This window comes from Oryzihumus sp., assembly GCF_036391795.1.
Classification (GTDB): domain Bacteria; phylum Actinomycetota; class Actinomycetes; order Actinomycetales; family Dermatophilaceae; genus Oryzihumus.
Map to the genome: position 1 here is coordinate 35,533 of NZ_DASVZH010000186.1, position 11,866 is coordinate 47,398.

The 11,866-nt window shown below is 72.2% G+C and carries 14 protein-coding genes; 7 read left to right on the top strand and 7 right to left on the bottom strand.

Going from position 1 to position 11,866, the window contains the following annotated elements; genetic code table 11:
• The 5 genes from VF825_RS11165 to VF825_RS11185 all read left to right on the top strand — a co-directional run bounded on the left by VF825_RS11165 (position 1) and on the right by VF825_RS11185 (position 3,654).
• Positions 1 to 399: an OsmC family protein gene (locus tag VF825_RS11165; protein ID WP_331113214.1), complete on the top strand. Its 399-nt coding sequence runs from the start codon at positions 1 to 3 to the stop codon at positions 397 to 399.
• 123 nt (positions 400 to 522) lie between these two features.
• The gene (locus VF825_RS11170) at positions 523 to 1,863 is read left to right on the top strand and encodes an FAD-dependent oxidoreductase (RefSeq protein WP_331113217.1); all 1,341 of its coding nucleotides are present in this window, start codon (positions 523 to 525) and stop codon (positions 1,861 to 1,863) included.
• Position 1,864: 1 nt separating this feature from the next.
• Positions 1,865 to 2,131 carry a hypothetical protein gene (locus tag VF825_RS11175; protein WP_331113219.1) on the top strand — a complete coding sequence of 89 codons (267 nt, stop codon included), beginning with the start codon at positions 1,865 to 1,867 and terminating at the stop codon, positions 2,129 to 2,131.
• A 63-nt stretch (positions 2,132 to 2,194) separates the two neighbouring features.
• Positions 2,195 to 2,680 carry an MSMEG_0572/Sll0783 family nitrogen starvation response protein gene (locus VF825_RS11180; protein WP_141788909.1) on the top strand — a complete coding sequence of 162 codons (486 nt, stop codon included), beginning with the start codon at positions 2,195 to 2,197 and terminating at the stop codon, positions 2,678 to 2,680.
• Between the two features lie 110 nt (positions 2,681 to 2,790).
• Complete coding sequence (locus VF825_RS11185) at positions 2,791 to 3,654, top strand: amidohydrolase family protein (RefSeq protein ID WP_331113223.1); 864 nt, start codon at positions 2,791 to 2,793, stop codon at positions 3,652 to 3,654.
• Between the two features lie 27 nt (positions 3,655 to 3,681).
• On the opposite strand, the gene VF825_RS11190 is transcribed toward VF825_RS11185, so the two are convergent.
• From VF825_RS11190 to VF825_RS11200, 3 genes are all read right to left on the bottom strand, one after another.
• Positions 3,682 to 4,917, bottom strand: coding sequence for a hypothetical protein (locus VF825_RS11190; RefSeq protein ID WP_331113225.1), 1,236 nt, complete (start codon positions 4,915 to 4,917; stop codon positions 3,682 to 3,684).
• Positions 4,914 to 5,474 carry a hypothetical protein gene (locus tag VF825_RS11195; protein ID WP_331113227.1) on the bottom strand — a complete coding sequence of 187 codons (561 nt, stop codon included), beginning with the start codon at positions 5,472 to 5,474 and terminating at the stop codon, positions 4,914 to 4,916. Before VF825_RS11195 ends, VF825_RS11190 begins: the two co-directional genes overlap by 4 nt.
• A 138-nt stretch (positions 5,475 to 5,612) precedes the next feature.
• A complete protein-coding gene (locus tag VF825_RS11200) occupies positions 5,613 to 6,410 on the bottom strand; it encodes a helix-turn-helix transcriptional regulator (RefSeq protein ID WP_331113229.1) in 798 nt (265 codons plus the stop codon).
• Between the two features lie 35 nt (positions 6,411 to 6,445).
• On the opposite strand from VF825_RS11200, the gene VF825_RS11205 reads away from it, so the two are divergent.
• Positions 6,446 to 6,910 (top strand): nuclear transport factor 2 family protein, encoded by a 465-nt coding sequence (locus tag VF825_RS11205; protein WP_331113231.1) that lies wholly within the window; start codon positions 6,446 to 6,448, stop codon positions 6,908 to 6,910.
• Positions 6,911 to 6,915: 5 nt separating this feature from the next.
• Positions 6,916 to 7,254, top strand: coding sequence for a DUF1330 domain-containing protein (locus VF825_RS11210; RefSeq protein WP_331113233.1), 339 nt, complete (start codon positions 6,916 to 6,918; stop codon positions 7,252 to 7,254).
• 67 nt (positions 7,255 to 7,321) lie between these two features.
• Here the strand turns inward: VF825_RS11210 and manD are convergent, their stop codons facing one another.
• The 4 genes from manD to VF825_RS11230 form a co-directional block, all read right to left on the bottom strand.
• Positions 7,322 to 8,542 (bottom strand): D-mannonate dehydratase ManD, encoded by a 1,221-nt coding sequence (manD, locus tag VF825_RS11215; RefSeq protein ID WP_331113235.1) that lies wholly within the window; start codon positions 8,540 to 8,542, stop codon positions 7,322 to 7,324.
• Positions 8,543 to 8,572: 30 nt separating this feature from the next.
• Entirely contained in the window at positions 8,573 to 9,967 is a 1,395-nt protein-coding gene (locus tag VF825_RS11220) for a mannitol dehydrogenase family protein (RefSeq protein ID WP_331113237.1), read from the bottom strand.
• Positions 9,964 to 11,385: a glucuronate isomerase gene (gene uxaC / locus VF825_RS11225; protein ID WP_331113239.1), complete on the bottom strand. Its 1,422-nt coding sequence runs from the start codon at positions 11,383 to 11,385 to the stop codon at positions 9,964 to 9,966. The genes VF825_RS11220 and uxaC overlap by 4 nt, the downstream gene beginning before the upstream one ends.
• A gap of 74 nt (positions 11,386 to 11,459) precedes the next feature.
• Positions 11,460 to 11,866 (bottom strand): substrate-binding domain-containing protein (locus VF825_RS11230; protein WP_331113243.1); only part of this gene is annotated, 407 nt, incomplete at its 5' end.

Here is an 11,866-nt window from a genome sequence, read left to right on the forward strand (position 1 = left end):
GTGGCCGCCCGGTGGGACGGCGGCCTGCGGGCGGTGGTCCGGGCCGGGGACTTCGACCTCGTCGTCGACGAGCCGCCGACGGCCGGCGGCAGCGGCACCGGCCCGCAGCCCACCGACCTCTTCCTCGCCTCCGTCGCCTCGTGCTTCCTGCTCGCCCTCCTCTATGCGGCGGGCAAGGCGGGGATCGAGCTGCCGGGTCTGGAGGTCCGGGCGACAGGGACGTATGCCGGCCTGTCGTTCGCCCGGATCGACCTCGCCGTCTCCTCCGCGATCCCCGCCAAGCTGCTCGAACCGCTCGTCCCCGTCGCCGAACGCGTCTGCTACGTGACCAACACGCTGCGGGAGGTGCCCTCACTCGGCATACAGGTGGCTGGTCCGGACGAGCCGCCGCTGCTCTGACGGACCACCCCGGACCTCGTCCCGACGGCTCTTCCGCTTTGCGGGGGCTGACACTATCGTGACCAGAAGTTGCCGATACTAAACGGCATCCATCCTCCGGACGTCTGGCCGAGGGGAGCGCTCGTGCCACACAGGATCCTGGTCATCGGAGGCGGGGCCGCGGGGATCGGCGCCGCCGGTGGGGTCAAGGCCGCAGACCCGCGCAACGAGGTCACCGTCTACACCGAGTTCGAGGACGTGGGCTACAGCCCGTGCGGGATCCCCTACGTCCACGGCAAGGAGATCGACAGCTTCGAGCGCCTCTTCCTGGCCCAGAAGGAGGCCTACGTCCAGGCCGGGATCGACGTGCACTACGAGACCTGGGTCAGCTCGATCGACCTGCACCGCAAGGTGATCGACGTCGTCGGCGAGGGCGAGGTCCCCTGGGACCGCCTCGTGGTCGCGACCGGCTTCGAGTACTCCGACCCGGGCGTGCCCGGCGGGCGGCTCGACGGCCTCTACTACGTCAAGAACATCCGGCGGGCCATGGAGTGGGACAAGGTCCTGGACACCGTCCGCTCGGCTGTCGTGGTGCACGCCACGCCGCTGGGTCTGGAGATGACCACGGCACTCGCCCACCGGGGGATCGACACCCACCTCGTCGACCCGCAGCCCTGGGCGCTGGCCGACGTGGTGGACCCGGACATCATCGCGCCGGTGCAGGACTCCTGGCAGGAGATGGGCGTGCACCTGCACTTCAACACCACGCTCACCTCCTTCAACGGCACCCAGAGACTCCAGTCGGTCGGCACGACGGGCGGTGAGATCCCGGCAGACCTCGCCGTCCTCAGCACCCACAAGCAACCCAACGTGACCCTCGCCGCCCGGGCCGGCCTGAGGACCGGGCCGACGGGCGGCCTGGTCGTCAACGAGCGCATGGCCACGTCGGCGCCCGACGTCTACGCCGCCGGGGACTGCGCCGAGCTGCCGCACGGCGTGACCCGGGTGGGCGTGACCGGGCTGACCGGCAGCCACGCCTACGCGCAGGGCAAGGTGGCGGGGTTCAACGCCGGCGGCGGGACGAAGCGCTACCAGCCGGTCTACGTGCCGTGGGGAACGCCGGCGGGCAAGTGGGTCATCGGTGGCGCCTCCTTCGGCGAGACGCTGGCCACCGCGCTCGGCCTTCCCTTCGTCGTGGGCCGCGCGGAGGGGATCTCCCGGGCCCGCTACTACCCGGGCGTGCGGCCCGTCAGGGTCAAGCTGCTCGCGGAGCCCGAGCAGCTGCGCCTCATCGGGGCGCAGATGGTCGGCCAGGAAGGCATCAAGGAACGCGCCGACTTCCTCGCCACGGCGGTGAAGTTCGGGCTGACGCTGCGCGACCTCGCGGCCATGGAGAACGTCTACTCCCCCGCCATCGGCGCCCTCAACGAGCCCATCGTGCTGGCGGCGCAGAACGGCCTGGACACCCTCGCCGGTGGAGGGTGACGTGCCCGTCTCCCAGTGGCTGCGCCACCACGCCGAGCACCAGCTGCTCGTCTTCGCCCAGGACCAGGTGGGGCGGCAGTACGGCGGGGCCCGGCCTCGCCCTCCCCACCGGCCGGGCGAGCTGTTCTGGCAACGGGTCTTCGCTCCCGCCTACCACCTCGTGCCCTGGTCGATCCGGAGGAGGGTGCTGTGGGCGATGCCCGGCAGCCACCGCCAGCAGTGGACCTCCTGGGCGCACCCTCCGGGCCGCCGGCCGCCGGGGGTCTAGCCCGTCGCCGGCGCCCGCCGCCCACGAAGGCCACACGCACCACCGCAAGAATGGAGAACCGCCATGGCACAGATCGTCGGAGAACGGGTCAAGATCGGTGACGCCATCGTCGACTACGAGGACAAGGTCTTCGAGGACATCCAGGCCGAACCGGGCGAGCAGGCCTGGATCATGATGCACACGGTGCCGTTCGAGGGCTCGGTCGGGCTGGTGAACATGCTCACGGCGACGCGAATCCGCCGCAAGGGCTTCGACACCCACCTGGTGCTCTACGGGCCCGGCTCCCTCATGGCCGCCGCCACGCGTGGGTACCCCAGGGTCGGCGACGAGGCGTTCCCCGGGGAGCAGCAGTACAACAAGCAGCTGCGCACGTTCATGGACGAGGGTGGCCACGTGTACGCGTGCCGGTTCTCTGCGGCAGCCCTCTACGGGATGCGCGAGATCGACATGATGGAAGGCGTACGGCCGATCAACCCGCTGGACGTCCTCGACGCCGTGCTCACCGCCCGCCGGGCGGGTGCGCTGCTCATGCAGACCTGGACCGTGTGACCGGTCGCAGGGTTTCCCGGCAGGCGGGCTGGGGCCGCCTGCCCACCACCTGTCTCGACCTGAGCCGGCGAGCGGAGCCGGCCGGTTGAGCCGTACGGAAGGGGCGGACGATGGCCTCTGCTGATCGGGTCACGCGCCGCGTGATCGACGCGCACAGCCACATCGGGGAGCTGGCGGCGTGGAAGTTCTACAACCTGCCCACCCCCGTGAAGCCCACGGTGTACGACTTCGCGGGCCCGGACGACTACCTCAAGAACCACCTGGACCTCCGGGGGCTCGAACGCGGCCTGGTCCTGCCCAACTACGGCATCCCCGTCCAGGAGCAGCCGTTCTCGCTCAACGGCGTGGTGCTGGAGGCCGTGTCCCGGGACGAGCGGCTCAGCGGAGGCCTGTGGGTCTCGTTCCTGCCCGGCAACCGGGAGCTGACGATGCGGGCCCTGGAGAGGGCCGGCGAGGCGCGCATCGTGGCGCTGAAGACGACCTTCCTCCTGGGCGGCAACCCGAACCCGGAGACCTGGGACGCCGGGACGCGCGAGGTCGCGGAGGCCTGCTTCGCGGCAGCGGAGCAGCACGACCTCGTGTTCCACTTCCACACCAGCGCGGGCGGCGCCTCGGACATCAACAACTTCATCCCGATGATCGAGGAGTTCGGCAAACGGGTGAAGATCCACATCGTGCACTTCGGAGGCGGGGTCAGCGGTCACATCAAGCTGGTCCCCCAGTTCCTGGACTGGGTGGAGCAGGGCTACAAGGTGTACACCGACACGACCTGGGCGATCGGGTTCGGTCCCCGCTGGCTGATGACCGAGATCGAGCGGCGCGGTGTCGGGCAGGACCGGGTGCTCTTCGCATCGGACGAGCCGTGGAGCGACTTCTGGGGCGAGTACTACAAGATCGCAGGTGCGGACGTGAGCGAGGAGCTCAAGGAGCGCATCCTCCACGAGAACTTCGAGGCGCTGTACGGGACGGCGTAGGGCATCGCCCCGCCTCCCGCGGTGTGGTCACGTCGTGGCGTGCTGCAGGGTGGCGTAGATGCCGTAGACGGCGAACGCGCAGGCGCCCAGCGCGAGCGCGGTGCTGAGGACCCGGTTGCCGCCCCGGCGCGCTGCGAAGCGTGGGTAGACCGCGAAGACGACCAGCTGGCTGAGCCACAGGGCCACGAGGGAGGGCTTGAGCAGGGCGTTGTAGAAGGCCTCGGGGTTGATGAGGCTGATCGGCCCTGCGGCGACCAGCGGCACGGCGAGGGCGGCGGTCACGGTCCCGGTGGGCCGGTTGGTGACCACGTGCAGCAGCCGGCTCAGGGCCAGGAACTCCACGAGCATCACCCCGGCGATGCTGGCGGCCACGCCGAGGCCCACGGCGACGGCCAGCCCGGGCCCACCGAAGACACGGGCCACCGCCACGCCGGGGATCGGCGCGCGGGTGAAGGCGGGGTTGGCGGCCAGCGGTGCCACGGTCGCGACGACCCCGGCCGCGGCCAGGACGTAGCCCCAGACCAGCCCCCGCCGCATGGTCCTGGTGGGGGCTGCGAGCTCCCCGCCGAGGAACAGCGGAAGGCTGCCACAGACATACAGGAGGGCAGTCTGCGCAGTGGCGGTGCGGACGGCACCGACCGGCGCCTGCAGGGTGAACGACCCGGCAGCCGCGCCGTGCCCCAACGTCACGGCGGCCAGGGCCGCGACGAGGGCCATCTGGACGACCGCCAGGAGGCCGGTGACAGCCAGGGTGGCGGCACGGCCCGCGAGCATGACGGCCGCGAGGACGAGCGGGAGCGCGACCTCGACCAGCGGGCGGTAGGGCTGGATGCCGGGCAGCACCACGGGCAACGTGTCATAGGCGATCGAGGCGGTCGTGTAGAGCAGGTACAGCACGTAGCTCGCGGTCCACAGACCGGCCTGGACCAGTGCCACCCGCCGGCCGGCGGCGGCCTCGACGAACGCGTAGAGGCCGCCGGAGCCGGCCACGTGGCGGGAGTAGCGCAGCCACACCAGCAGCGGGACGGCGAAGACGACGGCAGCGCTGACGGTCACCAGTCCCGCCGAGGCGCCGGCGTCGGCCACGATCGTGGGTGCGTACAGGGCCGCCAGGGCCAGCGGGCCGCCGAACGAGACCAGGACGACGCCCAGGAAGGCCGGGGACCTGATCGGCTCGGCGGGTTGGGCTCGCCGCTGGTAGCCGGGGGGTCTGGCCCCCGGGACGCCCGGAGCCGTGCGGTCGACCGGGGCCGTCGAGGTCATGCCCAGCCGCCACCGGACTTCTTCGTCGAGGACGGGGACGAGCCGCCGGCCCCGGCCATCATGGTGATCGACGCACCAGCCGGTGACACCACCCACCACTTGGCGCCGAACCCGTTGGTGCCCTGCCCCTTCAGGTCACCCGCGGCGGCGTCGCCGGCGAAGTAGTACAACGGGTGGCCGCTGTAGGTCACCTGCTTCGAGCCGTCCGCCCGCGTGATCGTGGAGAGCATGGCGGTCTTCGCCGTGCCGGCGGCGGTCGGGGACCCCGTGGTCGTCAGCGGCGGCCAGTACTTCGCGCACGCAGCGGAGCAGGCGGACTTGCCCCCGCTGTCGGCGACGAACAGGTAGAGCGTGCGCCCCGAGCTGTCGGTCAGGTAGGTGCCGACCGGCCCGCTGTGGGTCTCGACCGTCACCTTGGCGGCCGCCGCGCTGCTCGGGCTGCCGGCAGCCTGTGAGCTCGAGCCACCGCTGGAGCTGGACGAGGACGTGCCGCAGGCGGCGAGCAGCAGCGCCGGCACCGCGACCGCGACGCCCAGCCGTGCGGCGTTCCGCGTCATGGCAGGAAGGGTCGTCATGGATGCTCATCTCCTTCGTGGACCGGTTCCCGGGGTGGGCACCGGCTCCGAGCTGTGGGTTCAGTCCACACACGACAGCCGACGCTCCCCCGGTTCACTCCCGGCGACGAAGGGTTGCGCTCAGGCCTGTCCCTCCTGCCACGAGCGCAGCGCTGCGGCTGACTGCTCGTCAGTGGGGTAGAACGTCTCGATCGCCAGCTCGGAGACCGTCACGTCCAGCGGTGTGCCGAAGACCGTGGTGGTGCTGAACATCGAGATCTCCTGCCCGCGCACGCGACACCGCATCGGGACCACCAGGGCATCGCGGTACTGGTGGCCGTCGTCATCTCCGGGCAGCTCCCGCAGCTCGTCCAGCAGCGTGGAGAGGACGGCGTCGCCGGTCGAGTGCGCCTGCCGTTCGAGCCGGCCGAGCAGGTGCGCACGCCACGCGGCGAGGTTGACGATCCGGGGCGCGAGCCCGTCGGGGTGGAGGCTGAGCCGCAGGACGTTCGCCGGCGGCTCCAGCAGGTGCGCCGCCGCGTCCTCCATGAGGATGCCCGCCGCGCGGTTGGCCGCGACCAGCTCCCAGTGACGGTCGACGACGACGGCGGGGTACGGGTCGTGCGCGTCGAGGATCCGGTTGACCGCGTCGCTGATCGCCGACATCGGGGCGTCGCTCAGCCGGTGCTCGGGGTACGCCGGCGCGAAGCCCCCGGCGAGGAGCAGCTCGTTGCGTTGGCGCAGCGGGACGTCCAGGCTCTCCGACAGGTGCAGGATCATCTCGCGGGTCGGCTTGGCGCGGCCGGTCTCCACGAAGCTGAGGTGCCGTGTGGACACCCGTGAGCTGCTGGCCAGGTCGAGCTGGGTCAGGTGCCGGCGTTGTCGCCAGGCCCGGATGAGGTGCCCGACGGTCGGGTGCGGCGCGGTGGCGATCGTCATGGCGGCATTCCATCGTCTTGACCCGCGGCCGTGCCATGACCTTTGAGGTAATCGACTGGCTACGGGCCTGCCCCGAGGATCGTCCCCGTGACCCGACGCAGCCCGCGCTGGACCGGACCGAGGACGAGACGATGACCGACTTCACCCAGCTGGCCCAGCACTACGTCGAGGCGTGGAACGAGACGGACGCCACCGCTCGCCGGGAGGCGGTCCAGCGCCTGTGGGCCCCGACGGGGCGCTACGTCGACCCGGTCGTCGACGTCCAGGGGCACGAGCAGATCGCCGCGGCCATCGGCGCGGTCCAGGAGCAGTTCCCGGGGATGGTCTTCGAGCTGCTCGGCGAGGTCGACTCCCACCACGCCCAGGCCCGTTTCCAGTGGGGGCTCGGCCCGGCGGGCCGGGAGCCGCTCGTCGTGGGGTTCGACGTGGTGGAGGTCGGGCAGGACGGCCGGGTCGCGAGCGTGCTCGGCTTCCTCGACCGCGTCCCGGCGCAGGTGTGACCACGGTGCCCACGCCCAGCTATGCCGTCGGGATCCTCACCCGGGTCGACCTGAACGACGAGGTCGTGGAGTACCTGCGTCGCATCGACGAGACCCTCGCCCCGTTCGGCGGCCGGTTCCTGGTCCACGGGGCCCGGGCGCAGGAGAAGGAGGGCGCCTGGCCCGGCGCCCTGATCGTCATCGAGTTCCCCGGGGCCGAGGGCGCGGCCGCCTGGTATGCCTCGGACGCCTACCAGGCGATCATCCCGCTGCGGGCGGACAACGCGGACGGGTGGATCGCGCTCTTCGACGGGCTCGTCCAGCCCCACCGCGGCGTCGACGTCCTGCAGGGAGCCCACGCCTGACGCCGCGGCGTGCTGTGCGAGGAAGGCCCCACCGTGTGGGGCCTTCCTCGTGCGCGGATCGCGCGTCTCACCAGTCGTGCACGGTGCCGTCGGTGAGCCGGTTCACCGGGAGGTAGGCGGGGCTGTAGGGGAAGGCTCGTGAGGCCTGCTCGTCGACCTCGACCCCGAGGCCCGGCGTACTCCCGGGGTGGAGCAGCCCGTCAACGAACGTGTAGCTCGTCCGGAACACCTCCAGGGTGGCCGGGGAGTGGCGCATGTACTCCTGGATGCCGAAGTTGTGCAGCGCGATGTCGAGGTGCAGCGCGGCAGCCATGCCGACCGGGGAGATGTCGGTCGGCCCGTGGAAGCCGGACCTGATCTGGTAGACCGCCGCGAAGTCCATGATTTTCCGCAGCGCCGTGATCCCGCCGGTGTGCGTCACGGCGGACCTGACGTAGTCGATCAGCTGCTCGGTGATCAGCGTCTGGTAGTCGAAGACGCTGTTGAACACCTCGCCGACAGCCAGCGGGGTGGTCGTCTGCGAGCGCACCCGGCGCAGCGCCTCCGGGTTCTCGGCAGGGGTGCAGTCCTCCAGCCAGAAGAGGTCGTAGGGCTCCAGCGCCCGGCCCAGCGCGGCCGCCTGGTTGGGTGTCATGCGGTGGTGCCCGTCGTGCAGGAGGGGCAGCTCGGGGCCGAACTCGTGGCGCACCGCCTCGAAGACGGTCGGCACGTGCCGCAGGTAGGCCCGCGTGTCCCAGACCTCCTCCAGCGCCACGGCCGACCGGCGGGCCGGTTCGTAGTCGTAGCGGTCCCCGTCGCCGCCGGCCACGCCGTAGATCTGGCCCAGTCCGGGAACTCCCGTCTGGATGCGCACCGCGCGGTAGCCGAGGTCGAGGTGCTCCCGGATCGAGTCGAACAGCTGGGGCAGGTCGTTGCCCGAGGCGTGTCCGTACGCCAGGGCCCCGCGGCGTGACTCCCCGCCGAGCAGCTCGTACAGGGGCATGCCGGCGGCCTTGGCCTTGAGGTCCCACAGAGCCACGTCGACGGCCGCGATCGCCGCCATCGTGACCGGGCCGCGTCGCCAGTACGCGCCGCGATAGAGGTACTGCCACGTGTCCTCGATGGCGTGGGCGTTGCGGCCGGTCAGCAGCGGGAGGACGTGCTCCTCGAGGTACGCCACGACCGCCAGCTCGCGGCCGTTGAGCGTCCCGTCGCCGTAGCCGACCAGGCCGTCCTCGGTGACCAGCTTCAGGGTGACGAAGTTGCGGCCGGGGCTGGTGACCAGCACCTCGGCGTGGGCGATCTTCATGGCGGCCTCTCCTCGGGGCTCGGAAATGGTTCAGGGGGTCAGCCCGGCGGCGGCGTCGAGCGTCGCCCGCACGAGCGTGTCGTCGGCCGCGAGGTCGGGCCCCCAGCGGGCGAGCACCCCTCGCACGGTTGCCTCGAGCGGTCCGCTCACGAGGCGCGCCAGCTCCTCGGCGTGCACGTCGACCACCGGGGGTCCGGCACCTCGCAGGTGCAGCACCCAGGCCGCCAACAGCGGGGCGACCGCCCCGGGGCCCCGGGCCGCCTCGCGTTCGGCCCGCAGGACCGGCAGGACCCGCAACGGCAGCTTCACGGACCCGTCCACGGCGATCTGGGCCAGCTCGTGCCGGATCCGCGGGTTGGCGAAACGGCCGCGCAGCGCACTCCGGTATGCCGCGACCTCCTCCCGCCCGAAGGCCAGGTGGGGCTCCACCTGGTCCCACCACTGCTCGACCTCACGCAGGCAGCGGGGGTCGGCGACCGCCTCGGCGACCGTCCGGTGTCCGCGGACGCCGCCCGCGTAGGCCAGCATCGAGTGCGCACCGTTGAGCAGCCACAGCTTGCGCTGCTCGAACGGCCTCAGATCGGCCACGAACCTGGCACCAGAGGTCTCCCACCTGGGCCGGTCCGACGCGAAGTCGCCGTGCAGGACCCACTCGCTGAACGGCTCGGTCACCACCGGCGCGTCGTCACGCCACCCGATGGTGGCGGCGACCGACTCGCGGTCTCCCTCGGTGGCCCGCGGGGTGATCCGGTCGACCATGGTGCTGACGAACTCGACCCGGTCCACGACGGCGGGCAGGGCGGGTGAGACCTCGGCCGCGAGGTCGCGCACGACCCGCGCGATGACCGCGCCGTTGTCCGGGAGGTTGTCGCAGGACATGACCGCGACGGGAGGCAGCCCGGCCTCGTGGCGGGCCAGCACACCGGCCAGCACCCGCGCCGGGATCGTGGTGACCGGGGCCGTCGGGTCAGTGCGCAGCGCCCGGACGTCGGCGCGCACGTCCTCTCGCGCGAGGGCGAGCCCTCCCCCGGCACCCAGGCAGTACCCGGCCTCGGTGACGGTGAGGCTGACCACCGCGACGGCGGGGTCCCGCAGGTAGCCCAGGAAGGCCTCGTGGTCGGTGCTCGCATGGACGGCCGCGAGGGATCTCACGATCTCGGCGGTGTCGCCGTCGGCCCCGCGTGTGAGGAGCGTGTAGAGGCCGTCCTGGGCTGCGAGCACGCGGGCGGCGGCATCACTGCGACCGGTGAACGCCGCGATCCCCCACTGCCCGGCGTCGGAGGCTCCTTGCGTGTACCAGGCCAGGTGGGCCCGGAAGAACGCGCCGAGGCCGAGGTGGACGATGCGCACCGGGGGCGCGGGCTCGGTCCGGCTGAGCCGGCGCGAGGGCGTCACCTGGCCGGACGGCACACGGGTGGGGCTCACAGCCGGAAGGCCCGGCGCGGGTTGACGCTGACCAGCTCCGTGATCGTCTCGAGCGCCTCGTCCTCGGCCAGGCGGTGGTCCGCCACGAGCCGCGCGAGCCAGCCGCTGTCGAGACGCCGGGACATGTCGTGCCGGACCGGGATGGAGCAGAACGCCCGTGTGTCGTCGATGAAACCGGACGTCCGGGTGAACCCGGCGGTCTCGGTGACGGCCGAGCGGAAGCGGTGGATCGCCTCCGGGGCGTCCAGGAACCACCACGGCGCGCCGACGAAGACCGAGGGGTAGAAGCCGGCCAGCGGCGCCAGCTCGCGGGAGTAGACGGACTCGTCGGTGGTGAACAGCACCAGCTGCAGGTTCGGGTGCGTGCCGTAGCGCTCCAGCAGGGGCTGCAGGGCGCGGGTGAACTCGGCCCGGACCGGGATGTCGTGGCCGGTGTCGCTGCCGAACCGTGCCGAGGTCGGGGCATGGTGGTTGCGCCGGACCGCCGGGTGCAGCGTCATCACCAGCCCGTCCTCGACCGACATGCGGGCCATCTCCATGGTCATGTGCCGGCGGAAGGCGGTCGCCTCGGCCGGCGTGGCGGTGCCTGCCAGGGCTGCTGCGTACAGGCGCGCCGCCTCTCGTGTCCCGAGGGACTCGGCACGCACGTCCAGGTGGCTGTGGTCGGACGAGGTGGCGCCGTGCTCGATGAAGTGGGCCCGTCGGGCCTCGAGCGCGGCGAGGTACCCGGCGTAGTCACCGGTGTCGATCCCGGCCGCCTCACCAAGCTCCGTGACCGCCTGACCCCACCCCGGCCGGGCCGGCTCCAGGTGTCGGTCCGGCCGGAACGTCGGGATGACGCGTCCGCCCCACTGCGGGTCGGCCTCCAGCGTCGCGTGCGCGCCGAGGTCCGCACACGGGTCGTCGGTCGTCGCGAGCACCTCGATCCCGAACTGCCCGAACAGCGCCCGGGGACGGAACGTGTCCTCGGCCAGGCGGGCAGCGACGATGTCGTAGATGTCGTCGGCCGTCTCCGCAGACGGTCGCGTGGTGACGCCGAAGATCTCGTGCAGCTGGCACTCCAGCCAGTAGCGCGCCGCGGTCCCCCGGAAGGCGGCCCAGTGGGTGCACAGGTGACGCCAGGCCCGGCGTGCCTGCTGCTCGTCGAGCCGGCCGGCCCCGACGCCGAGCTCGGACAGCGGCACGCCCTGCGCGTGCAGGAGCCGGGTGACGTAGTGGTCGGGGCTGACCAGGAGCGAGGCAGGGTCATCGAAGGGCAGGTCGTCCGCGAGGACGGCGGCGTCGACGTGCCCGTGCGGCGAGATGATCGGCAGGTGACGCACCGCGTCATACAACCGGCGCGCGATGTCACGCAGGTGGGGCTCGGGTGGCAGGAGGCGGTCCGGGTGCACGTGCAGGGTGGGTGGGGCCGTCGGCATGGGGCCCAGCGTCGTGTGGTGGGGCAGGGCTGACAATCGATTGCCACGAGTTGCCATCCCTGACCGCAACCTGCTCAGCGACCGGGAGCCGGGCCGGTGGAGCTGCGCACGACGAGCCTGGTCGGCAGCACCACCGGGGCGGTGGCCCGGCTGCGGGCCCCCCGGGCCATGGCGATGACGTTGTGCACCGCGGTCTCCCCCAGCGCCCGGAGCGGGGCCGCGACGGTGGTCAGGCCCGGGGTGACGAGCTCGGCGGCGAAGATGTCGTCGCACCCGACGATGCTCAGGTCCTCAGGCACCCTGATCCCGGCCGCGACGGCACCACGAAGCACCCCGATCGCGAGCAGGTCGTTGTAGGCGACCACGGCTGTGCAGTCCCCCCGCGCGGTGACGGCGCCGACCGCAGCCTCGCCGGCCGCGACGGTGGGGGCACACGGCCCGACCCGCCGTGCGCGCAGCCCGAGCTCGGCGCACGCGTGCC

Excerpts from the sequence above, each read along its gene's own strand:
- manD (WP_331113235.1), bottom strand. The coding sequence starts at position 8,542 with ATGAAGATCGCCCACGCCGAGGTGCTGGTCACCAGCCCCGGCCGCAAC.
- VF825_RS11205 (WP_331113231.1), top strand. The coding sequence starts at position 6,446 with ATGACCTTTGAGGTAATCGACTGGCTACGGGCCTGCCCCGAGGATCGT.
- VF825_RS11195 (WP_331113227.1), bottom strand. The coding sequence starts at position 5,474 with ATGACGCGGAACGCCGCACGGCTGGGCGTCGCGGTCGCGGTGCCGGCG.
- VF825_RS11190 (WP_331113225.1), bottom strand. The coding sequence starts at position 4,917 with ATGACCTCGACGGCCCCGGTCGACCGCACGGCTCCGGGCGTCCCGGGG.
- VF825_RS11180 (WP_141788909.1), top strand. The coding sequence starts at position 2,195 with ATGGCACAGATCGTCGGAGAACGGGTCAAGATCGGTGACGCCATCGTC.
- VF825_RS11185 (WP_331113223.1), top strand. The coding sequence starts at position 2,791 with ATGGCCTCTGCTGATCGGGTCACGCGCCGCGTGATCGACGCGCACAGC.
- uxaC (WP_331113239.1), bottom strand. The coding sequence starts at position 11,385 with ATGCCGACGGCCCCACCCACCCTGCACGTGCACCCGGACCGCCTCCTG.
- VF825_RS11200 (WP_331113229.1), bottom strand. The coding sequence starts at position 6,410 with ATGACGATCGCCACCGCGCCGCACCCGACCGTCGGGCACCTCATCCGG.